The 21,308-nt window shown below is 55.1% G+C and carries 20 protein-coding genes and 5 tRNA genes; 13 read left to right on the forward strand and 12 right to left on the reverse strand.

Annotation, left to right across the window (positions count from 1 at the left end; genetic code table 11):
* Nucleotides 1-67 precede the first annotated feature (67 nt).
* Nucleotides 68-373, forward strand: coding sequence for a PilZ domain-containing protein (locus tag EF096_RS07510; RefSeq protein ID WP_123889008.1), 306 nt, complete (start codon nt 68-70; stop codon nt 371-373).
* A gap of 31 nt (nt 374-404) precedes the next feature.
* Here EF096_RS07510 and EF096_RS07515 read toward each other — a convergent pair whose 3' ends face one another.
* The gene (locus EF096_RS07515; RefSeq protein ID WP_123889049.1) at nt 405-1,133 is read right to left on the reverse strand and encodes an MlaA family lipoprotein; all 729 of its coding nucleotides are present in this window, start codon (nt 1,131-1,133) and stop codon (nt 405-407) included.
* Between the two features lie 106 nt (nt 1,134-1,239).
* On the opposite strand from EF096_RS07515, the gene EF096_RS07520 reads away from it, so the two are divergent.
* From EF096_RS07520 to EF096_RS07530, 3 genes are all read left to right on the forward strand, one after another.
* Entirely contained in the window at nt 1,240-1,668 is a 429-nt protein-coding gene (locus EF096_RS07520) for an acyl-CoA thioesterase (protein ID WP_235869663.1), read from the forward strand.
* 123 nt (nt 1,669-1,791) lie between these two features.
* Nucleotides 1,792-2,349, forward strand: a complete 558-nt coding sequence (locus EF096_RS07525) for a hypothetical protein (RefSeq protein WP_123889009.1) — start codon at nt 1,792-1,794, stop codon at nt 2,347-2,349.
* Nucleotides 2,350-2,412: 63 nt separating this feature from the next.
* On the forward strand, nt 2,413-2,691 hold the full coding sequence (locus EF096_RS07530; protein WP_123889010.1) for a DUF4404 family protein: 279 nt from the start codon (nt 2,413-2,415) through the stop codon (nt 2,689-2,691).
* A gap of 77 nt (nt 2,692-2,768) precedes the next feature.
* Here the strand turns inward: EF096_RS07530 and queF are convergent, their stop codons facing one another.
* Genes queF through EF096_RS07545 form a run of 3 tightly spaced genes read right to left on the reverse strand, consistent with a single transcriptional unit; the run spans nt 2,769 to nt 5,373 of the window.
* Nucleotides 2,769-3,608, reverse strand: coding sequence for an NADPH-dependent 7-cyano-7-deazaguanine reductase QueF (gene queF, locus EF096_RS07535; protein WP_123889011.1), 840 nt, complete (start codon nt 3,606-3,608; stop codon nt 2,769-2,771).
* 54 nt (nt 3,609-3,662) lie between these two features.
* Nucleotides 3,663-4,439: an ABC transporter permease gene (locus tag EF096_RS07540; protein WP_123889051.1), complete on the reverse strand. Its 777-nt coding sequence runs from the start codon at nt 4,437-4,439 to the stop codon at nt 3,663-3,665.
* Between the two features lies 1 nt (nt 4,440).
* On the reverse strand, nt 4,441-5,373 hold the full coding sequence (locus EF096_RS07545) for an ABC transporter ATP-binding protein (RefSeq protein ID WP_123889012.1): 933 nt from the start codon (nt 5,371-5,373) through the stop codon (nt 4,441-4,443).
* 207 nt (nt 5,374-5,580) lie between these two features.
* On the opposite strand from EF096_RS07545, the gene EF096_RS07550 reads away from it, so the two are divergent.
* The 3 genes from EF096_RS07550 to EF096_RS07560 all read left to right on the forward strand — a co-directional run bounded on the left by EF096_RS07550 (nt 5,581) and on the right by EF096_RS07560 (nt 10,090).
* Complete coding sequence (locus EF096_RS07550; RefSeq protein WP_218565736.1) at nt 5,581-6,891, forward strand: spinster family MFS transporter; 1,311 nt, start codon at nt 5,581-5,583, stop codon at nt 6,889-6,891.
* Between the two features lie 159 nt (nt 6,892-7,050).
* Entirely contained in the window at nt 7,051-9,600 is a 2,550-nt protein-coding gene (locus tag EF096_RS07555; RefSeq protein WP_123889013.1) for an acyl-CoA dehydrogenase, read from the forward strand.
* An 85-nt stretch (nt 9,601-9,685) separates the two neighbouring features.
* Nucleotides 9,686-10,090, forward strand: coding sequence for a PA2817 family protein (locus tag EF096_RS07560; RefSeq protein ID WP_123889014.1), 405 nt, complete (start codon nt 9,686-9,688; stop codon nt 10,088-10,090).
* A gap of 70 nt (nt 10,091-10,160) precedes the next feature.
* On the opposite strand, the gene EF096_RS07565 is transcribed toward EF096_RS07560, so the two are convergent.
* The 5 genes from EF096_RS07565 to EF096_RS07585 all read right to left on the reverse strand — a co-directional run bounded on the left by EF096_RS07565 (nt 10,161) and on the right by EF096_RS07585 (nt 10,779).
* Nucleotides 10,161-10,249 (reverse strand) — tRNA-Gly (locus EF096_RS07565).
* Nucleotides 10,250-10,308: 59 nt separating this feature from the next.
* A tRNA-Gly gene (locus EF096_RS07570) sits at nt 10,309-10,400 on the reverse strand.
* A 59-nt stretch (nt 10,401-10,459) separates the two neighbouring features.
* Nucleotides 10,460-10,551, reverse strand: a tRNA-Gly gene (locus EF096_RS07575).
* Nucleotides 10,552-10,610: 59 nt separating this feature from the next.
* Nucleotides 10,611-10,686: transfer RNA gene (locus EF096_RS07580), tRNA-Gly, on the reverse strand.
* 17 nt (nt 10,687-10,703) lie between these two features.
* Nucleotides 10,704-10,779, reverse strand: a tRNA-Glu gene (locus EF096_RS07585).
* A 420-nt stretch (nt 10,780-11,199) separates the two neighbouring features.
* On the opposite strand from EF096_RS07585, the gene EF096_RS07590 reads away from it, so the two are divergent.
* The 3 genes from EF096_RS07590 (at nt 11,200) to EF096_RS07600 (ending at nt 15,296) form a co-directional block, all read left to right on the forward strand.
* Nucleotides 11,200-11,967, forward strand: a complete 768-nt coding sequence (locus tag EF096_RS07590; RefSeq protein WP_123889015.1) for a hypothetical protein — start codon at nt 11,200-11,202, stop codon at nt 11,965-11,967.
* A 63-nt stretch (nt 11,968-12,030) separates the two neighbouring features.
* On the forward strand, nt 12,031-12,690 hold the full coding sequence (locus tag EF096_RS07595; RefSeq protein ID WP_123889016.1) for a glutathione S-transferase family protein: 660 nt from the start codon (nt 12,031-12,033) through the stop codon (nt 12,688-12,690).
* Between the two features lie 257 nt (nt 12,691-12,947).
* Nucleotides 12,948-15,296, forward strand: a complete 2,349-nt coding sequence (locus EF096_RS07600) for an ATP-binding protein (RefSeq protein WP_123889017.1) — start codon at nt 12,948-12,950, stop codon at nt 15,294-15,296.
* Between the two features lie 18 nt (nt 15,297-15,314).
* Here EF096_RS07600 and EF096_RS07605 read toward each other — a convergent pair whose 3' ends face one another.
* On the reverse strand, nt 15,315-15,800 hold the full coding sequence (locus EF096_RS07605) for a glutathione peroxidase (protein WP_123889018.1): 486 nt from the start codon (nt 15,798-15,800) through the stop codon (nt 15,315-15,317).
* 447 nt (nt 15,801-16,247) lie between these two features.
* Between EF096_RS07605 and EF096_RS07610 the strand changes: the two genes are divergently transcribed.
* The 3 genes from EF096_RS07610 (at nt 16,248) to htpX (ending at nt 18,959) form a co-directional block, all read left to right on the forward strand.
* Nucleotides 16,248-17,459, forward strand: coding sequence for a pyridoxal phosphate-dependent aminotransferase (locus tag EF096_RS07610; RefSeq protein ID WP_123889019.1), 1,212 nt, complete (start codon nt 16,248-16,250; stop codon nt 17,457-17,459).
* 12 nt (nt 17,460-17,471) lie between these two features.
* The gene (locus EF096_RS07615; RefSeq protein ID WP_123889020.1) at nt 17,472-17,903 is read left to right on the forward strand and encodes a hypothetical protein; all 432 of its coding nucleotides are present in this window, start codon (nt 17,472-17,474) and stop codon (nt 17,901-17,903) included.
* 162 nt (nt 17,904-18,065) lie between these two features.
* Nucleotides 18,066-18,959 carry a protease HtpX gene (gene htpX / locus EF096_RS07620; RefSeq protein ID WP_123889021.1) on the forward strand — a complete coding sequence of 298 codons (894 nt, stop codon included), beginning with the start codon at nt 18,066-18,068 and terminating at the stop codon, nt 18,957-18,959.
* Between the two features lie 207 nt (nt 18,960-19,166).
* On the opposite strand, the gene EF096_RS07625 is transcribed toward htpX, so the two are convergent.
* A complete protein-coding gene (locus EF096_RS07625) occupies nt 19,167-19,778 on the reverse strand; it encodes a hypothetical protein (protein ID WP_123889022.1) in 612 nt (203 codons plus the stop codon).
* 481 nt (nt 19,779-20,259) lie between these two features.
* A complete protein-coding gene (ilvY, locus tag EF096_RS07630; protein ID WP_123889023.1) occupies nt 20,260-21,138 on the reverse strand; it encodes an HTH-type transcriptional activator IlvY in 879 nt (292 codons plus the stop codon).
* Nucleotides 21,139-21,308 lie beyond the last annotated feature (170 nt).

Raw genomic sequence — 21,308 nt, forward strand, 5'->3', positions numbered from 1 at the left:
CATAGTCGGCACTAGGATACATAAGAATAAAAATCGATATCCTGTTTCGCCTCAGCCGGAGTAGACCATGTCATTTCATGACCAGCAGTACAGCGAAAAACGTGACTTCATGCGCATGAAAATGGAGACCACAGCCACACTGACGGTCATCGCCGAGAACCTGACCCATTCGGTACACTGCCATGATCTATCGAACCAGGGTGCGCAGATTCAATGCCCCCAGAGCATTGCCGAAGACACGGCAGTAGAACTCAACATACCCTCCCCTACACCAGGCATGAAAGGCTTGCAGGCCAGAGGGCAGGTCGTGCGCTGCGCGGCGACCGAAGGGGGCAGCTACGCTATTGGCATTCAGTTCGACACCCTCGACTGAGGGTGCGGCCAAGCGGTGAGACGTACCAGACTTAGAACTCGTCTGGTACGTTGCCATCTTTGACTTTATATTCGCGGTTTTGCAAATACGCGTTGCGGATAAAGGTATAGCGATCACCGCGAACCAGGCGCTCGCGCTCAAGCAGACCTGCGCGCGTATCAACCAGGTCCAGTGCAAACCAGGAGTTACGCACTGGCACGTCGCTGATGTAACCGGTGTAAGTGTAATTAAAGAAGTTTTCCGGCAGCTTTGAAGCCGTATCGCGCAGCGTGCTTGGTCCGAGCAGCGGCATGACAAAATAGGGCCCACTCTCGACGCCCCAGGCCCCCAGCGTTTGCCCCAAATCTTCATCATTGCGCTGCAGCCCCATGCGGGTCGCTACATCAACAATCCCCAGACCACCCAACACGCTATTGAACAGGAACCGCGAAACGTCCACGCCAGCATCGCGAAACTTGCCCTGTAGGGTATTGTTAACAAAGTTCTTCGGCTCACCGAGATTATTGAAGAAATTGCTCACCCCGTCATTCACGAACGTCGGCGTGGCCCAGTTATAGGCCTTGGCAGCAGGCTTGAGCGTGTAACGATCAAGTGTGTCGTTGAACTTAAAGGTAAACCGATTCACTTTCTCCCACGGATCTGGATTCTCATATACGGAGCCGTATTCATCGTAGGAATCGTCGGCAAAAACAGGTGTAATACACGCCAGTGTCGAAAATGACAGTAACAATGCACCTGTGCCCGAATGTAAAAGTTTCATCAGCAACGTCTCCGTTTTCATCTCTGAATAACCGGCAGCGTCCTGATGCCGCCAGCCGGGCGTGTAAGTGTAATGCAAAATAACCGTATAAATCAGCGATTTTACTATGACCGAAAGCAACAAACCTATGCTCTACCGCTGCGAACTGCCCGTTCGCTACGGCGATATGGACAGCAACCAGCATGTCAACAACACCCGCTACTACCAGTACCTGGAAGAAGCCCGCATTCTGTGGCTCGATGGCCTGGGAGCGCATCGGCGTGAAGTTGGCCAAGGGCTGGTGTTACTGACCTGCACACATCACTTCCTGAGACCCGTAGTGCACCCCAATACCGTTATTGTCGAGCTGTTTGCCGGTGATGTTGGGCGCACCAGCTTATCGCTGGATCACCGCATGTTCGTCAAAGGTCAGCCGGAGCTGGTTGGTCAGGGTGACGTCAAGATGGTATGGATCGACGTTAGCACCCAGCGCCCCATCCCCGTTCCCGACAGCGTACGTATCGCGATGGGGAAAGAGCCTTTGGGTGAGACCTGAACACACTGTCATTAAGCCGTAACACACTTGTCAGAATATGCTGGGTCAGCCTGCAATCAGTCATCGTGATGTTCAACGCTGCCTGTTTGCACCTTAAGGTGTTGCCACAAAAGGACCTGGCCCATGCTGCAAACTCAAATCGAGGCCGTCATCTTTGATGTAGTCGGCACCCTGCTGCCCTGTGATACGCAAACGACTGCACCACCGATGCTTGCGCAAGCAGCACCGGTATTAAAGATGCTCACGCTTGCCCAACAAGACGTGGGTTTATTTAGCCAAACACCTTTAAAGCTTCCTTCGGAACTAACCGAGTATGCGTACCGGCACGCAAATGACACCCAGCGTGCGACGCCCGACCCAGACCTGCCAACCCTGGTCGCACTGGCGATGCAAAGCCACCGCCTCAACCAGTGCATCCTGATCAGTGGTAACTCAGCTGGCATTGAAGCCGGCCTGCGCGCCGGCATGTGGACAGTAGGTACAGCCCTGAGCGGCAGTCTGAACAAAAACGTACTCGCCCAATGGCCACAGCTACCGCCCACTGAGCAGGATCAACTGCGGATGCAGGCAACCATGGCGCTACTCAACGCCGGCGCACATTACGTCATAGACGCCGTTGACGAGCTGCTACCTTGCCTGACAGACATCAACCAACGCCTGAAAAAAGGCGAGCGGGCTTAAATCGGGGCGGACGCAGCCATGGCTCACAGGTTATAGTAAGCAAAACCGTTACTGGAGTAAGCCATGCCCACACAGCGCCTGAAAGCCCAACTGGAGTCCCTGCAGGACACGCTAAACGATCCCAACGCAGAGCTGACTGCGGAAGAGCGCGAAGCCTTGCAGAACATGGCCAACAATATCTATGCGCACCTGCTGGTAAAAGAAGGTGATGAGCCGGCAGAGGAAGATCCTACCCTGGTCGACGGGGTCAACCTGATGGCCGAGCAATTTGCCGTGCGTCACCCCACCCTAGCTGGCACCCTGCGTAGTGTGATGCAAACACTGTCCGACATGGGCATCTAAGACCAGACCAGCACTTGCGCAGCATAAAAAACGCCGGCATCGCCGGCGTTTTGCTGTCTGCTATTTACCTGCCCAGACTATTGCCGGGCTAGACGCAGGTTTTCCGGCACGCCCGGCTGCGTGGAGCGATAGGGGTTGATATCGAGGCCGCCACGACGCACATAACGCGCGTAGACCGTCAACTCACAACCCTCTCCCAGAAGCTTGCTTATATCCATAAAAATGCGCTCTACGCATTGCTCGTGAAAATCTGCGTGCTGACGGAAAGACACCAGATAGCGCAGCAATGCCGCCCGATCCAATTGCGGCCCACGATAGCTGATCTGCAAACTCCCCCAGTCAGGCTGCCCGGTCACCGGGCAGTTGGACTTCAACAGATGACTATAAAGCTGCTCGCTTACTTGCACACTAGGGAGCCGCAGCGCCAACAGCGCCGGATCATAATGATAACGGCTGATCTCGACGTCCTCGGTATCCAGGCACTCACCTGTGAGCGGCAGCATGCCAGCGTTGTGTAACTGCTGCATACCTAGCAAACGCACCATCACCGGACCTTGCGCAGCGACTGAAAGGTCAGCTTCAAGCGTTTGCTGTACTTCCTGACGATCACGAAAAACCGTTTGATTGAAGGAGTTCAGATATAACTTGAAAGACTTCGACTCAACGATGCGCGCAGCCTTGATCGGAAATACAAACTCCGCCGCCGCAACTTCAGGCTTGCCGGAGGGTGTCAGCCAAGAGAGCTCATAGCAGTTCCAGATATCCACCCCATGAAAGGGCAACGCCGCGGCGTCCAACCCCAGCTCCTGCCATTTAGGCAGTCGCGGTATCGGAAACAACAGTGACGGCGTATAAACGCTGACGTAGGCGCTGGATTTGCCTAGTGGCGAGGCGTCCGCCGGATGTTCTGACAACATGCTCGATCTCTCCAAAAATGTGCCGCGAACGGTGCTGCCCGCGCGGCTGACTGGCTACTGCCGCATACCCGTGCCGCGCACCAGCAGCCAATAACTCAAACTGTACAGCGCTACGGTGAACACCGCCATAATGATCAGCGCCGTTGCTATCGGAATGTCCGAGACACCAAGAATGCCATAGCGGAACGCATTCACCATGTGCAGGATCGGGTTGACCATAGACAACCCCTGCCAGAACGGCGACAACAGATGAATAGAATAGAAGACACCGCCCAGGTACGTCAGCGGCGTCAGCACAAAGGTCGGCACAATTGAGATGTCATCAAAGGTGCGCGCGAATACCGAGTTAATAAAGCCGCCCAGCGAGAACACCAATGAGGTGAAGAACACCACACAGATGGTCAGGCCGATGTGCTGCACCTGCAAACGGGTAAAGAACAACGACATAAGCGTCACAATCAAGCCCACTGCCAAACCCCGCGCCACACCACCAAAGGTGTAACCAAGCAGAATGACGTGCGGCGATACGGGCGCCACCATCAGCTCTTCAATCGAGCGCTGAAACTTGGTACTGAAAAAGCTCGACGCCACATTCGAATAGCTATTGGTGATAACCGACATCATGATCAGGCCCGGCACGATGTAATCGATATAAGCAAACCCATCCATCTCGCCGATACGCGAGCCGATCATCTTGCCAAAAATCACAAAATACAGCGCCATGACAATCCCCGGCGGCAGCAGCGTCTGCGGCCATATCCGGGTAAAGCGCTTGATTTCCTTAAATAAAATAGTGGTGAAGGCAATCCAGCTACTACGCCAATGCATCATCTCAAGCGGCCCCTTTTTCAGCATTTTCGTCAACCAGCATGAGGAATAGCTCTTCCAGACGGTTACTCTTGTTACGCATGCTCAACACACTGATGTCCTGCCGGCTCAATTCGGTGAAAAGTGCGTTCATACCCTGCTCCTTGTCGACCTGCACCTCAATGGTGTGGTCATCGACAAACCGACAGGGATAACCGGGAATCTCCGGCGCATGATCAAAGCTGTTGGCACAATCGAGCAAAAAGGTTTCGACGTGCAGCCCGCCCAGTAGCTTGCGCATGCTGGTGTTATGGATAATCTCGCCCTGATCAATAATTGCGATGTTTTTGCACAGATGCTCGGCCTCTTCCAGATAGTGCGTCGTCAGCACGATGGTGATGCCTTGTTCATTGATCTCTTGCAAAAACTGCCACATGGAGCGGCGAATCTCGATATCGACCCCGGCGGTTGGCTCATCAAGAATGAGCAACTTTGGTTCATGAATAAGCGCACGGGCGATCATCAATCGGCGCTTCATGCCGCCTGACAGCATGCGCGAGGGCACATCGCGCTTTTCCCACAAGCCCAAGCGCTTGAGATACTGCTCCGCCTTTACCTTGGCTTCTTTGTGCGCAATGCCGTAATAACCTGCCTGGTTGACCAGAATGTCCATGGTCTTTTCAAACTGGCTAAAGTTGAACTCCTGCGGCACGACACCGATGCAACGCTTGGCCGCCAGAAGGTCGGAATCAATACTGTGACCAAAGATACTGACCTCACCGACCGACTTGTTAACCAATGAAGAAAGGATGCCGATGGTGGTTGATTTACCCGCGCCATTAGGACCAAGCAGCGCAAAGAAATCGCCTTCGCGCACCTCCAGGTCAATTCCCTTTAGCGCACGCATACCGTTGGAATAGGTTTTTTCCAGCCCGCTGATACGAATAGCTGCCGTCATGCAGATGCCTTATAAGCCAGAGAAGTGAATGCCTAACAATGGGGGCAAACTGATCATAATCAACCCCTCAGCAGCGGCCCGACCAATTTCCGTAACACGGAGAAACACTTACAAATCTGCTACAAATGTGACCGGGCGGTCGATTGTGGCTCAAGAAGAGACATCGTATTCTCGCCGGCACAACAACAAGCACCCCCGGAGATTTTCATGGCCGCTACACCGGATACCCCGGTCGACGAGACAGACATGTCCAGTCGCATCACCCCCGCCTACCGCCGTTATGCGCTCATTCTACTAGTACTTGCGTACACCTCGAGCCACATCGACCGCAACATCGTCGGCATTCTGATAGAACCTATCAAAGCCGACCTGATGCTATCCGACACCCAAATGGGTTTTCTTTCGGGCATAGCATTTGCTCTGTTCTACGCCACCCTGGGCATTCCTATTGCCGTCTTTGCTGACCGCTCCAATCGTCGCAATATTATTGCCTGGTCGATTGCCATCTGGAGCGCCATGACCGCCGTCTGCGGGACTGCACAAAGCTTCTGGCAGCTCGCGATCGCGCGTGTTGGCGTAGGTATTGGCGAGGCCGGTTCAGGCCCTTCATCACATTCGATGATTGCCGATTTGTACCCCAAAGAGAAACGCTCCAGCGCCATGTCGATCTACGCCTTGGGCGTCTACTTCGGCATCATGCTCGGCTTTCTTATTGGTGGTTTCGTCGCCGAGTGGTGGGGATGGCGTGCGGCTTTCCTGGTCGTTGGTGCCCCGGGTCTATTAATCGCCCTGCTGGTGCGCTTCACCATGATAGAGCCGCCGCGCGGCTTTGCTGACGGCGTCAAGCCACCACCACTAGGCAAAGTTAATGTATGGGCCGGTTTCGCCTCACTTTGGAATGTACGCACCACGCGCCACGTTGTCTGCGGCGTCACGCTCACCGCACTGGTAGGCTACGGCACTATCGTCTGGGCGCCCGCCTTCCTTATTCGCAGCCACGGCATGACACCTAGTGAAGTTGGTCTATTCCTCGGCCCAGCGCTGGGTATTGTGGGCGGGCTTGGCGCTTACATCGGCGGCATGCTGGCCGACCACCTCGCGACCAAGGATGCGCGCTGGAATGCCTGGATTGTCGGCATCGCCAAAATGCTGTCCATTCCATTCATCTGCGCTTTCTACCTGATCGACAACACCTATCTGGCGCTGGCCTTTTATATGCCCGCCGCTTTTTTGGGTGCTTTTTACCTTGGGCCTAGCTTCGGCATGATTCAAAGCCTGACGCCGCTGCGCAGCCGCGCCCTGGCATCGGCGATCATGCTGTTTATCCTCAATCTGTTTGGCCTGGGCTTTGGCCCACAACTGATCGGCATCGCCAGTGACCTGATGCGCGTCTGGTTCGAGAGCGACAGTTTGCGCTATGCGCTGCTGGCAGCCACCTTCGTCAATGTATGGGCTTCTGCACACTACTATCTGGCAGGTAAAACCCTGAAACAAGATACCGCCAACGTAATCGGCTGATGCAGCACTGCCCTGCAACACCCATATCCCCGGCGGCTCCACTGCAACCAGTCGGAACCGCCGGGCTTCTTCCCGGTCCATAAGCAAACGCCTGTCTGCAACATCGCGCCGACAAAGCGACTATGCTGACTACTGGATCTCTGGAAGAAGGAAGACTTCATGCTAACTCTGCTTTGGCTACTTGGCTTGCTGCTCTGTATCGCAGCCGTGGCCTACGTCCGTACCAGCCTGCTGAACGCCTGTCTCGGCGTAGGGGCCTACTTACTGGTAATGACCCTATTGGGGCCAGTGCACTGGGTACTGGACCTGGTGCTTTGGGCCGTATTTCTTTGCGTGGCCGTCCCTCTCAATCTGCCCGATGTGCGCCGCAATCAAATAAGCGCGCCGCTCTTCGGTTGGTTCAAAAAAGTCCTGCCACCCCTTTCCGATACCGAACAGGAAGCCCTCGATGCAGGGACTGTCTGGTGGGATGGCGAGCTGTTCAGCGGTCGCCCGGACTGGAGCAAACTCCACGGTTTCCCTGTTCCGCGCCTAACCCCGGAAGAACAGGCCTTTCTCGATGGTCCAGTGGAAGAGCTCTGCAGCATGACCAACGAGTGGGAAGTCACCACCGAGCGTCAGGACCTGCCACCAAAGGTCTGGAGCTTCATCAAGGACAACGGCTTCTTTGGCCTGATTATCCCCAAGGAATACAACGGCAAAGGCTTTTCAGCGTATGCCCACTCGCAGATCGCCATGAAGCTGGCGAGCCGCAGCGGCGACCTTGGCTCAACGGTCATGGTGCCCAACTCCTTGGGGCCAGCCGAACTCTTGATGCACTATGGTACTAACGAACAGAAGCAGCATTACCTGCCGCGCCTGGCCGACGGCAAGGAAATACCCTGCTTCGCCCTTACCGCACCGGAGGCTGGCTCAGACGCGGGCTCCATGACGGACCAGGGCATCATCTGCAAAGGCCAGTGGGAAGGTGAAGAAGTCATCGGTATGCGCCTGACCTGGGAAAAGCGTTACATCACCCTGGGCCCTATTGCTACCGTCCTTGGGCTGGCGTTCAAAGCCTACGACCCGGACCACCTGCTAGGTGACGAGGAATCACTCGGCATTACCCTCGCCTTGATCCCGACCGACACCGAGGGCGTCGAGATTGGCCGCCGCCACTTCCCACTCAATGCCGCGTTCATGAACGGGCCGAATTCTGGCAAGGACGTGTTCATCCCCATGAGCTATCTGATCGGCGGCCAGGATCGTATCGGCCAAGGCTGGATGATGCTGATGAACTGCCTCTCAGTGGGCCGCTCAATTTCTCTACCAGCCGGTGGCACCGGCGCGGCGAAAATGGCCAGCATGACGACCGGCGCCTACGCCAGCATTCGTCGGCAGTTCAACTTGCCGATTGGTGAGTTCGAAGGCATTCAGGAAGCACTTGCCCGCATCGGCGGCAACACCTACGTCATGAACGCCACTCGCACCATGACCGCGGGCGCAGTTGATCTGGGCGAAAAACCCTCGGTCCTATCGGCCGTGGTCAAATACCACGTCACCGAACGTATGCGCCAGACCGTCAACGACGCCATGGACGTGCACGGTGGCAAGGGCATTTGTATGGGGCCAAGCAACTACCTTGGTCGCGCCTATCAGTCGGTCCCCATCTCCATAACGGTTGAGGGCGCCAACATACTCACCCGCAGCATGATGATCTTTGGTCAGGGCGCCATCCGTTGCCATCCCTTTGTTCTCAAGGAAATGCTCGCGACTCAAAATGAAGACAAGGATGCCGCGCTGACCGAGTTCGACGACCTGTTGTTCCGCCATATCGGTTTCTCGCTGAGCAACGCCTCAGCCAGTTTGCTGCTGGGGCTGACCGGCGGTCGCCTGGCCGACACCCCGGATTATCCGGCGACCAAAGCCTATTATCGCCAGCTCTCACGCCTTGCTGCTGCCTTTGCTACCGTCACCGACTGCACCATGCTGATGCTCGGCGGCGAACTTAAGCGCAGGGAGCGAATTTCCGCCCGTCTGGGCGATGTGCTGAGCTATCTTTACCTGGCCAGCGCGACGCTCAAACACTTTGATGATCAGGGTCGCCATGAGGAAGACCTGCCCTTCGTGCAATGGGGCGTAGAAGACCTGCTGTTCAAGATCGAGCAGAGCCTTCACGAAGTCTTGCTCAACTTTCCTGACTCGCGTGTTGGTTGCCTGCTACGTGTCGTCGTCTTCCCACTGGGGCGTCGCCTCACGCCACCGGCAGACGCCGTGGGTGTCGAGATCGCGCGTAGCCTGATGAAACCCGGCGGCGCACGAGACCGGCTACTCGATGGCTGTTATCAGAGCCAGGATCCAGCAGACGTAACCGGGTTAATCAACACCACCCTGGAAAAAGTCTTGCAAGCAGACCCGATTGAAGTGCGCCTGGCCAAAGCCATCCGCTCTGGTGAACTCGAACACGACAGCGATGCCGATATGCTGGCTGTAGCTGCCGAGTCGGGTGTTATCAGTCCCGAAGAGGCCGAGCTGGTGCGCGACGCACGTATCGCCAGACGCGCGGTGATCGATGTTGACGATTTTTCCAAAGAGGAAATGGACCCAACAACGCGCAAAACGGGCAAAGCAACAAAGAAACCCGCCACAACCAAGGGCAAACAGGACCCACTTGAAAAAGAAGGTGTCCTGGAGAATCAGCCCTTCCCTCCGCCAACAGCCGAGGAGTAAGCCTTTGGCCGGGAGTGTCAGCAGCTCAGACACCCCCGGCCACGCTTTCTGTTAGACTCCCGCGCCAGAGAAACAGGAGTCCGCCATGAATACACCTCTTAGCTATCACGCCTACCACCTAGCCCTGCTGCAAAGCCTCTACGACACCCTGCGCGCGCAATCAGCCCTACTAGAGCAGGTACCCGAAGAAAGTAATGAGCTTTTTATGGAGCGCTTCGATGAGCTGCTGGCAGAGCTGGAAAAAGGTGATCACGACAGCCTTTATCTGGGCCAGGACATCCTGTGCCAGATCATCAGCCGTTACCCGCAGATAGCCCACCTGATACCGCGAGACTTGCTTTGGTATTTTGGCGGTGACTGCCTGCACTTTATGCCCGACGACGAAATTGCCCAGTATCAGCTACTCGACGAGCACAGGGCCGATGTAGAAGCTCGCGGTGAGGTATTTGACTGGCAACAGGCAAGGCAGTTACTGCAAAGCCCTACCTGATGCGTTCAACGCTGCAACTCATTCGTACGCAATAAAAAACCGCCATTAGGCGGTTTTTTATTGCTCCTGAAGCGGGAAACGAGACCCGAACTCGCGAGGCTCGCCGCCCGCCCCCGACCTCGGCAAGGTCGTGCTCTACCAACTGAGCTATTCCTGCGCCTTCGCACCAAATCGCAGACACAAAAAAACCGCTGCTTGAGCGGTTTCTTTGTTACTTCTGGAGCGGGAAACGAGACTCGAACTCGCGAGGCTCGCCGCCCGCCCCCGACCTCGGCAAGGTCGTGCTCTACCAACTGAGCTATTCCTGCGCCTTCGCACCAAATCGCAGACACAAAAAAACCGCTGCTTGAGCGGTTTCTTTGTTACTTCTGGAGCGGGAAACGAGACTCGAACTCGCGAGGCTCGCCGCCCGCCCCCGACCTCGGCAAGGTCGTGCTCTGCCAACTGAGCTATTCCTGCGCCTTCGCACCAAATCGCAGACACAAAAAAACCGCTGCTTGAGCGGTTTCTTCGTTACTTCTGGAGCGGGAAACGAGACTCGAACTCGCGACCCCGACCTTGGCAAGGTCGTGCTCTACCAACTGAGCTATTCCCGCAAAACTGACGCCGTAATTGGCGTCCCCTAGGGGACTCGAACCCCTGTTACCGCCGTGAAAGGGCGGTGTCCTAGGCCACTAGACGAAGGGGACACATCCGGACTTCACATCGCTAAGGCTGTTAACCTTGGCTCCTTGCTGAACATTGTTCGCTGCAAGTGGCGCGCATTTTATGCATGGTCTGGAATATCGTCAACCCCTCAACCCAATCTTTTTTCAGGTTTTTTTGCACAGCGCTGCCCATGTAACACCTCTACCATCGGCAAAGGCCGATAAAGCGAGGGCTAGACGCAAAAACATAACATCCAAGCGCAAGTCGACCAACGGCAGAAAAAAGCTTGTCGCCTCCGGCTGTGTCGGCCATGATGCTTTAGTGAGAGCTAACGAGCTGGGACTCTGCTAACGCATGCGCGCTGCGCATCAGTCAGGGAACGCTGATATCGCAGTCGCTACCAGATAGCCTGCTCTGATCAGCACAGCTCAGGATATTCAGTACAAAAGAGAGACAACTAAGTGTCCCCACTCCTTATAGGCGGTTTACTGGCAGCTGGCCTAGTCGTTTTGGTCAGCATTGGTCTCATCAGCCAGGGGCTAGAGCGCGCTCGTCTGGAGCGCGCCAGAAAATCGGCAGAAATTGCTGCGCGTATCAAAATAGGTAACAGCGTTATGGCCAACCTGCCCGGCCAGTTTTTCCCCGCTGAGCTGGGCAACCTGTTGCTCAGCATTGAAATCAAACTTCTGCAAAAGTTAGCGAGCATTAACAATAACGCGCCGGAAACCACGAAACGCCTGGAAGAATCCAAAGCACAACTTCAGCAGAATAACCCACCCAGCAACGAGCCTGTAGCACTGGATACCGAAGCCAAAGGCAAAGAAGCTCGAATACAACTGGAAAACCTCTACAAGCAACTGCAACAAGCACAGGCTGACGGTTTCATCGATAAAGCCACACTGAAAAAGTGGTCAGACCACATCCGTCAATTCCTGGTTGCAGCTACGCTCGACACCTTCAATGCCAGCGCCAAGCTAGGCATGCAGCAAGGCAAGCCACGAGTTGCCAAGTTACAATATGAACGAGCTGTAGCGTATCTCACCAAGCTAAACAACCCAGCTTTCAGTGAGCATCTGGCTCAGTACAAGGCCTTAATGCAGCGAGCCGACGCCGCCGTCGCAGCCGAAAACCAGCAAAGTACAGGCGCTCCCAGCGAGCTAAATGCTGGTCTTGAGGTTATGGAAAGTGCCGAAGAAATCTGGAAGAAGAAAGCGGTCTACGACGACTGATCTTCATTCCTCATTCGCGGCTGGCAGCCCAGCCGCGTCCTTCACCCCTGTACGGAAGACGCAATGGCCCTGACTCTCTATGGCGCGCCACTATCACCTTTTGTTCGCAAGATTCGTATTCAGCTCGCCGAGCAAAATATCGCCTACGAACTAAAACCCATCCCACCGCGCGGCCAACCTGATTGGTATTTTGACATCAGTCCGCTGGGCCGTATTCCTGCAATACAGGATGGCGATGTCAAGCTGGCAGACTCTGCGGTAATCGCACAATACCTTCACGAAAGCCGCGGTGGTCAATCGCTCTATGGCAATACCGCGGAGCAGGCGGCAAGAGTTCGCTGGCTGGAGAAGTACGCCGATTACGAGCTGGCCCCGCACAGCACATTCGCGCTGTTCTTTCAGCGAGTGGTAGCACCAAACTACGGTGAGGAGCCCGATCAGGACATGATTCAGGCGGCACTTGAACACCATCTGCCGCGCCTGCTCAACTACCTGGAAACAGAACTGGGCAACTCGCTGTATTTTCTGGGCGAGCAGTTCAGTCTGGCGGATATCGCAGTCTGCACCCAACTGATTAACATGGCACACGCGGGCGAGCTGATTGACGAGTACCGCTGGCCTGGCCTGTCATCGCTACTCAGCCGGGTGAGCTCACGGTCCAGTGTCTCGGCGCTGCTACCAGCAGAGCATCAAATGGTTGCCAAGCTAACCGGGCGCATCTAAAAATCCGCATAGCGATCCATATGGATCTCTGGATTGGTAAACGGATAAGCGCAGCGATAGCCTCGTGCACCTTGCTCGGTAACTTAACAGACAACCTTCGCCAGAAGCTCGTAGACCCAACGCCACTCAAGGGCAGCATTTCTGACTGAGGGAGTAGAAAAGAACAAACTAGCCAGCGGGTGTCATGCTGATACCTTGCTGGCGATAGTACGCTAAGCTTCTGCCATAAGACTGCACAAAGGACCGCTGCCGCCGTGATGGATATCCGCCTGACCAACCGCCTTTCATTCAAGCAGACCCGCCTGGGCGTGCTGGCAGCGTTTATTCTAGGCACTTTGCTCGGACTGGTGCAGGTTATGGTGGATTATCGTTCTGAAGACGCGGCTATAGACGAAGCTGTCCAGGCGCAAATCAACGTCAGTCTCGGGCCGGCCTCACGCATTGCCTACAACATTGATGCCGAGCTGGCACTGGAGCTGGTCAACGGCCTGCTGCAGGCCCCGCCAATCATTCGTGCCGAAATCATCGATAACAATGGTATCGCGCTAGCCAGCGTCAGTCGGCCAATGGCCTCCAGCCGCTACCGCTTTGTCAGCGACGCGCTATTCAAGCGTCGCCGGGATTACTCGCATCCACTCTACGTTGAACACACGCCCAACGAGCTGCTAGGCCACCTGGTCATTGAAGTCGATACCTTTCATCAGGGTGCCAGCTTCCTGCGCCGTGCCGGGCTGACCATGCTCTCAGGCTTCATTCTTAGCCTGGTACTCTCGCTCATTCTGATGGTGTTGTTTTACGGCATGCTTACCAAGCCGCTGGTGCGCTTGATTCAAGACCTGCTGAACATGAAAACCGAGGGCGAGCGCAGCCGCCTGCCCTGCCCCGATGGCCATGAACGCGACGAGATCGGAGCCCTGGTCGAGGTTATCAACAGACAACTGCAGAGCATCGACGTCAATATGCGGCAGAAGCTGCGCGCCGAAGAACGCCTGCGCAAATACCTGGAAGAACTGGAAAGCATCGTTGAGTCACGCACCAACGAACTGCAAGAGACCAACGCGCAGCTACGCCGCTCGAATCAGGATCTGGAGTGCTCACGCGAAGAAGCGCTGGATATGGCACGCGCGCGCTCAGCCTTTTTGGCCAACATGAGCCACGAAATACGCACACCAATCAACGGCCTGCTGGGTATGATCGGGCTAACGCTGGACAGTCCCCTGAACAACGAACAGAAACAACAACTGTCGATTGCCTACGACTCGGGCAAGGTATTGGTAGCACTGCTCAATGATATTCTCGACCTGTCCAAGTTTGAAGCTGGCAAGCTACAACTGGAACGCATCCCCTTCGATCTTGGTGCACTGCTGGAAGAAACCGCCAGCCTGCTATCACAGAATGCGGGCAAACAGGACATTGAACTCACCTGCCGGGTTGATCCGCGCCTGCCCGGCATGTTGCTGGGCGACCCTACTCGCATACGTCAAATTATCAGCAACCTTCTGTCCAACGCACTCAAGTTTACGGAGCAGGGCCATGTCGCCCTGACCCTCAATCTGGAGCACAGCGGTAGCAGCGAGCAACGCGTGCGCATCAGCGTCTCGGACACCGGTATCGGTATTGCGGACGAATCTTTGGAAGCTATTTTCTCGCCCTTTACCCAAGCTGACGCACACATCTCCCGGCGCTTTGGTGGCACAGGCCTGGGGTTGGCACTGTGCCGAAGCCTGACAGACGCTATGGGCGGCGATCTGACCGTCCAATCGACCCTGGGGCATGGCAGTACCTTCAGCGTATCCATCCCACTGGCCACCCATACCCAGCAACCGGGCTTCCCCAAACCAACACCACGCACAGTCACTATCTGGAATCAAAGCGGAAACCTGCAAGGCGCCGTGCTAGAAGAACTGCTGACAAGCTGGGGCATGACCTGCATGCTGATCGACTACCAGCCAGCCGCCACCCTACCTGCGATGACGCACGACAGTGACTTCTGGTTGCTCGACAGCCCTGCCCTGGCGCAGCGGTTGAAAGCGGTCGAACCGAACAAACCACGCCTGCTGATTTGTGGCTACAGGGCCTTGCTGACTACCAACAAGGCCTTGAAACTCGGAATTCGCCAGCAAGTCGCCTCGCCACCCTCAAGACGCCGACTGGCGCAGGCGATCGACGAGCTGTTTGGTCTGTTCAAAGACACCCAGGCGCCCAGTAAGACTGAAGTCTCAGCGGCGGGTCAGCGCTTGTTACTGGTAGAGGACAACATGGTCAACCAGATGGTTGCCAAAGGCATGCTAAGCCGCCTGGGCTACGAGGTAGATCTCGCTGAACACGGTGAAATTGCTCTGAGCATGCTGGAAAAAGCACCTTATTCGCTGGTGCTAATGGACTGCAATATGCCCGTCATGGACGGTTACGAGGCGAGCCGGCGGATACGTGCAGATCCGCGCTGGAAAGATCTGCCGATCATCGCGTTAACGGCTAATGCACTGCACGAGGACCGGCAGCGCTGCCAGGATGCAGGTATGAGCGACTATCTGGCCAAACCCTTCAAGCGAGAAGATCTACAAGCCATTCTGCAGCGCTGGCTGAGCAGCCAACGCACAGACTGACCGGCGTCGTACCAGCGTTTAAGCCAGCAATGCCTCAATATCGGCACGCAGATCTTCCGGCTTGGTAGTAGGTGCATAGCGCTTGACTACCTTACCCTGACCGTCGACCAGAAACTTGGTGAAGTTCCACTTGATACCCTTGCTGCCCAGCAAGCCAGGCGCCTGCGATTTAAGTTGCACAAACAGCGGGTGAGCCTGGTCGCCATTTACATCGACCTTCTTGAACAGCGGAAAGCTAACGCCGTAGTTCAGCTCACAAAACTCGGAAATCTGTCCTTCATCACCCGGCTCTTGCGCGCCAAACTGGTTACACGGAAAGCCCGCCACCCGCAGCCCCTTGGCCTGATAGTCCTGCCACAAGGCTTCCAGCCCCTTGTACTGAGGAGTGAAACCACATTTGCTCGCGGTATTGACCACCAGATACGCCCTACCATCCAGTTCGGCGAGACTGCTTTCACGGTTATCAATGGTGGTACAGGGGATCTGCAGTAGTTGTTCAGCCATGGGGTGGTGCTCCTTGGGAGTATTGTTGACGACGTCACAACAGCTTAGCGTATATTTGTTTGCATGCAATTTATTTGCGCGCAATTAAAGTAGGCATGGCGGCGCTCAAAGGAAGTGCACGCAACCACGGGTACTTTTCCCTGGCAAATTCAAGCACCAGTTCGTTCAGGGCTGGCGGTAACGCTGCATAATCACTCCGCCCCACCTGCTGCGGTAGGTTAAAACGGTCCTTCTCAGCCTCCATGTCTTCATGCACTCAGGTCAAAACCCACAAACACCAATACAGCTACACACTTTCTGCACTTTCCCCACCCAGAATCGCCAACACAGGCTTTCACAGGGAGCCACGCAAGACGTATGATGGTCGTATTACAATCGCTCAGGGATGACTGCCATCACCCTCCTCCCTGACGTGCACATCAGCCCTGGATCGACAAGGTAAGCACCATGCAGGTTAGCAAGTCCAACAAATTGGCCAACGTCTGCTACGACATTCGCGGCCCCGTGCTGCGTCACGCCAAGCGCCTCGAAGAAGAGGGCCACCGCATTCTCAAGCTGAACATCGGCAACCCCGCTCCCTTCGGTTTTGAAGCGCCGGAAGAGATCCTGCAGGACGTTATCCTCAATTTATCTACGGCCCAGGGTTACAGCGACTCGCGCGGTCTGTTCTCCGCCCGCAAAGCGGTCATGCATTACACCCAGACCAAGAACATTCCCAACGTCGGCATCGAAGATATCTATCTCGGCAACGGCGTATCCGAGCTCATCGTCATGGCCATGCAAGGCCTGCTGAACAACGGCGATGAAGTACTGATCCCGGCGCCGGACTACCCGCTGTGGACGGCATCAGTGAGCCTCTCCGGCGGCAAGCCGGTGCACTACCTGTGCGACGAACAGTCGGACTGGTATCCGGACATCGAAGATATTCGCAGCAAGATCACCAGTAACACCAAGGCGCTGGTCATCATCAACCCCAACAACCCTACTGGCGCCGTATATCCGCGCGAGGTGCTGGAGCAGTTGGCGCAAGTTGCTCGCGAGAACGACTTGATCCTGTTTGCCGATGAGATTTACGACAAGATCCTGTACGACGGCGTAGAGCATGAATCCGTCGCAGCCGTTGCACCTGACGTGCTCTGCCTGACCTTCAACGGTTTGTCCAAGTCCTATCGCGTCGCGGGCTTCCGCTCTGGCTGGATGATCATCAGCGGGCCCAAACAGCATGCGACCAGTTACCTCGAAGGCCTGGAAATTCTCGCCTCCATGCGCCTGTGCGCCAACGTACCGGCACAGCACGCAATCCAAACCGCACTGGGCGGCTATCAGAGCATCAATGACCTGATCCTTCCGGGCGGCCGTTTGCTGGAGCAGCGCGACACCGCTTGGGAGTTACTCAACGAAATCCCCGGCGTTAGCTGTACCAAACCCAAGGGCGCGCTCTACCTCTTCCCGCGGCTGGACCCCAAGGTCTACCCTATTCATAACGATGAAAAGATGGTGCTCGACCTGCTGCTGCAGGAGAAAATCCTGATCGTGCAAGGCACCGCATTCAACTGGCCATGGCCCGACCACTTCCGTATTGTCTCGCTGCCGCGTAAAGACGATCTGGAGATGGCCATCGGGCGCATCGCCAACTTTCTCAAGACCTACAAGCAGTAAAGGGCTAGCAACGTGGCTGATTTGCATATCGAAGACTTTCACCAGGATGTCGCCCGCATCCTGGTGGCGCTGTACAACCGCTTTCCACAGCCTACAGCCATCTTCGTCAGCGACCTTATCGGCGAGCACGAACCCGACTCCTTTGGCGTGCCCGCGCCACGCCACCTCGGCTGCTTCAGCGCCATGCTGTGGCTGGCCGATGAAGGTTTTTTGCGCTTCACCGACACCATCCGTCAGGAGGCCATTGATCAGGCCTGCCTGACCGAACGCGCCTTTGTACTGCTCTCCAAAGCAGAACCACAAGCGCGCGATCCCGAGCTTCCTGCCAGCATTGCGCGCCAACGCGCCACCCTTGCTCAGCGTCTGCGCGATGCGCTTAGCAGCGGTTCCAGCAGCCAGCTATACGACACGGTTCAGCACTGCTTCATACCGAGTTACAAATAGCTACAGCCCTCACTTCCTGCCAGTGAAACCTGACCATGACATCTTTTGTCATAGAGTCAGTATTGAAAGCCCGCCCCGCTCGCCCAATATAAGCTCAGAATAGAGCTTGAAACCGCGATGCCGGACGAGCTGATTTTTCTCTATACAGGAACGATCCAAAACATGATGCGCATTTTCCTATTTCTGGCTACCAACATTGCGGTAGTGCTGGTTGCCAGCATTACTCTGAGCCTGCTTGGCGTCGGTAATATTCACAACGGCCAGGGCGGCATGAACCTGCAGGCGCTGTTGATTTTCTGCGCCGTGATCGGTTTTGCCGGCTCCTTCATATCGCTGTTTCTATCCAAGTGGATGGCCAAACGCGGCACGGGCGCGCGCGTTATCGAGCAGCCACAAACCCAACAGGAACAATGGCTGGTCAAAACCGTAGAAGAGCTGGCTCGCAACGCCGGCATCGGTATGCCCGAAGTCGCCATATTCCCCTCACGGGCACCTAACGCCTTTGCCACTGGCTGGAATCGAAATGCCTCACTGGTCGCCGTATCAGAAGGCATGCTGCAGCGTTTCAGCCAGGCAGAAATCAAGGCCGTCATGGCGCACGAGATTGGCCACGTGGCCAATGGCGACATGATCACCCTTACCTTGATTCAGGGCGTAGTGAACACCTTCGTTATGTTCTTCGCCCGCATTATCGGTAACTTTGTTGACCGCGCCGTGTTTAGAAATGAAGGCAGTGGGCCTGGCATCGGCTACTTCGTCGCGACCATATTTGCTGAAATGGTACTGGGCATTCTCGCCAGCATTATCGTCATGTGGTTCTCGCGCCAGCGTGAGTTCCGCGCAGATGCCGCCAGCGCCCAGCTAGTCGGTGCCGGGTCGATGATTGCAGCACTCGAGCGATTGAAGGCCGAGCAAGGTATCCCGGTAGAACTGCCAGGTGAAATGACCGCCTTTGGCATCAACGGCGGCCTGAAGCACGGCCTGGCCGGTCTGCTGATGAGCCACCCGCCGCTGGATGAACGCATCGCAGCGCTCAAGGCCGGGAATTATCGTTGAGGTACTGACACGTGGAGCAGGGAGCTTAGAGGTTGAAGCGGAAAGTTAAACTCAAAGCGGACTGGGTAAAAACCAGCCCGCTTGAAACCTTAAGCCAATGCAAAACAATACAACCCTTTATTGAGCATTGCGTAAACGTCTGGACCAAACTTGAAGCAACCAGGTCCAGACGTATACCAAGATCGCAAGCGCTGTCGCCCAGCGCTATTACGCGCTATTACGCATAAACAATTCATTGAGCGTCAAAACATTACTGTCCTGCATTTCCTTAACAAACTGCAAAACAACATCTTCTACGACGCCACTAAATGCGTTAGCCAAAGTCGTTGGCGTAACACCTTGAACCGGAGCGGCCTTGTTACCTACAGTAGTGTGTATGGCATGGTCATATGTTTTAGAAACAACTTCATCACCACGCTTCAACTCAATAGTAATCTGATAGAAGTCAGTAACTGCCGTACCTGCAGCACCGAAGGTTAACCCGGTACCAAACCCCTTCATCGCCGCACCGCTAATATCAGCGATGTTGTTGCAGACGACCTTGATACTCATATCAGAAGAGCCTGGCGAAGGAACAACGACACCCGATGCTCGAAAAATCCGCTCTACATTAGCTCGAAGCTCTGAGTCAGCCGCAGAATAGTGACTGCCATTGCGTTGAAACTCGACATCAATATTCGCGTTGTACTGCTTTTCAACACGCTTTATCTCCGAGTAGCTGGTACCTGCGTACTTCGGATCCACATACGCTTTAGGCGATACACAACCACCTAAAGCCAGCACTAACAGTCCAATCGAAACCGCATATTTGCTCTTCATACGCCTCTCCATATTTTTTATTGTATTAACTTAGCGTCTTGATACGGGCCGACACGCCTAAAATCACAGCACCGCTAACGCAAAGTCAGTTTCCTTACTAAGTTTTTTGTGAAGCTTTTTTTCACGAGAATGAGAAACGCAACAATTTCCCCAAGATCGCAACATCACGTTTTACACTTAAAACACACACTCATTCTGACCACTTTTTTTGGTTAGCACCCTCCTACGTCTTCATATATACGCAGCGAACCAAAAGCGAGGCCTTCCACACCTCATCGCCAGCTAAAACTCTTCTGACTTTTTATAAAAACCGCATAAATATCTACCACTACAGCGGTTAGCGCAATCATCTTTATGCATCAACCTCTCTATGAATCTTCGCTTATAAGTATGACAAAACAGACACAGTGCCTGCCCGCTAGCCAGCGCACTTCCGCTCAGGATCCAACCTCGCACCAACGTGGCAAACTGGCTGACAAACTCACATCAAACTCCAAAAAGCCTCAACCAGTGGGTTTTTCAGGTTCTTCTTCAAGACAAACAAACCGATATCGTAAGGCTCCAGTTCAGGCGTCACCTCAAGCACACGAATACGATCGCGCAGTGGACTATTGTCGAGCACGATCTTGGGCACCACACCAATACCAAAGCCCAAGCTGACCATGCTGACAATAGCTTCATTACCGGTGACCTGAGCATAAATGCGCGGGGTGATGTCTTGCAGGCGAAACCATTCATCCACCCGGGTTCGGGACACACCGCTCTCCGAGAGAATCACCGGAATAGTCGCCCACTCTTGCGGCGTCGCCGGCGTGCTGGTGGGTACGTTCGGTACTTGCTGCTCAAGAGGCGCGATAAACAGCAAAGGCGAAATAGCGATAGGCTGGAATGCCAAGCCACGCGGCAGGCTTGCTGGCCGTGCTGCGATACTGATGTCTTCCTTGCCCCCCAGCACATGCGCGATAGCATGCTCCGGGTCGCCGGTACGCAGTTTGATTTCAATGGCCGGGTACGCATTTCGAAAGCGTCGCAACAGCTCATACAGAAAGCTGTAGCTGGCAGTAACCGAGCCATACAAACTGATCTCGCCACTTAACTGATCAGAATTGTCGGTCAGTTCATGCCGAATCAGATTCCACTGATTGCTGGTTTCGCGCGCATACTTGAGAAACTTTTGCCCTTCCCGAGTCAACACCACGGTACGATTGTCGCGACTAAACAGCGAGACACCCAGCTCGTCCTCCAGCTGGCGGATATTGCGCGACAAGGCAGATATGCTGATATGGCACTCATCGCTGGCACGGCCAAAATGCAGGGTCTCGGCCAAGGCGAGAAACTGTTTCAGGGTTTTGATATTCATACCCGTGAGCATAACGGATGATTGCAAAAAACGGGACGTCTTGTTGCAAATATATCAATTTCCGAAAAGGTAAATTTTCTATACAGTAGCGGCACTCACATGGCGCTGTACCTCAGATGTAGCGGCTGTGTCACTTTTCAGGATCGATGTACCCACCCCATCGATGTCTT

Origin of the sequence: Pseudomonas neustonica, assembly GCF_003797945.1 — a bacterium.
Lineage (GTDB): Bacteria > Pseudomonadota > Gammaproteobacteria > Pseudomonadales > Pseudomonadaceae > Halopseudomonas > Halopseudomonas neustonica.

Coding starts and splice junctions, on each gene's coding strand:
- EF096_RS07510 (WP_123889008.1), top strand. CDS start 68: ATGTCATTTCATGACCAGCAGTACAGCGAAAAACGTGACTTCATGCGC.
- EF096_RS07515 (WP_123889049.1), bottom strand. CDS start 1,133: ATGAAACTTTTACATTCGGGCACAGGTGCATTGTTACTGTCATTTTCG.
- EF096_RS07520 (WP_235869663.1), top strand. CDS start 1,240: ATGACCGAAAGCAACAAACCTATGCTCTACCGCTGCGAACTGCCCGTT.
- EF096_RS07525 (WP_123889009.1), top strand. CDS start 1,792: ATGCTGCAAACTCAAATCGAGGCCGTCATCTTTGATGTAGTCGGCACC.
- EF096_RS07530 (WP_123889010.1), top strand. CDS start 2,413: ATGCCCACACAGCGCCTGAAAGCCCAACTGGAGTCCCTGCAGGACACG.
- queF (WP_123889011.1), bottom strand. CDS start 3,608: ATGTTGTCAGAACATCCGGCGGACGCCTCGCCACTAGGCAAATCCAGC.
- EF096_RS07540 (WP_123889051.1), bottom strand. CDS start 4,439: ATGATGCATTGGCGTAGTAGCTGGATTGCCTTCACCACTATTTTATTT.
- EF096_RS07545 (WP_123889012.1), bottom strand. CDS start 5,373: ATGACGGCAGCTATTCGTATCAGCGGGCTGGAAAAAACCTATTCCAAC.
- EF096_RS07550 (WP_218565736.1), top strand. CDS start 5,581: ATGGCCGCTACACCGGATACCCCGGTCGACGAGACAGACATGTCCAGT.
- EF096_RS07555 (WP_123889013.1), top strand. CDS start 7,051: ATGCTAACTCTGCTTTGGCTACTTGGCTTGCTGCTCTGTATCGCAGCC.
- EF096_RS07560 (WP_123889014.1), top strand. CDS start 9,686: ATGAATACACCTCTTAGCTATCACGCCTACCACCTAGCCCTGCTGCAA.
- EF096_RS07595 (WP_123889016.1), top strand. CDS start 12,031: ATGGCCCTGACTCTCTATGGCGCGCCACTATCACCTTTTGTTCGCAAG.
- EF096_RS07600 (WP_123889017.1), top strand. CDS start 12,948: ATGGATATCCGCCTGACCAACCGCCTTTCATTCAAGCAGACCCGCCTG.
- EF096_RS07605 (WP_123889018.1), bottom strand. CDS start 15,800: ATGGCTGAACAACTACTGCAGATCCCCTGTACCACCATTGATAACCGT.
- EF096_RS07610 (WP_123889019.1), top strand. CDS start 16,248: ATGCAGGTTAGCAAGTCCAACAAATTGGCCAACGTCTGCTACGACATT.
- htpX (WP_123889021.1), top strand. CDS start 18,066: ATGATGCGCATTTTCCTATTTCTGGCTACCAACATTGCGGTAGTGCTG.
- EF096_RS07625 (WP_123889022.1), bottom strand. CDS start 19,778: ATGAAGAGCAAATATGCGGTTTCGATTGGACTGTTAGTGCTGGCTTTA.
- ilvY (WP_123889023.1), bottom strand. CDS start 21,138: ATGAATATCAAAACCCTGAAACAGTTTCTCGCCTTGGCCGAGACCCTG.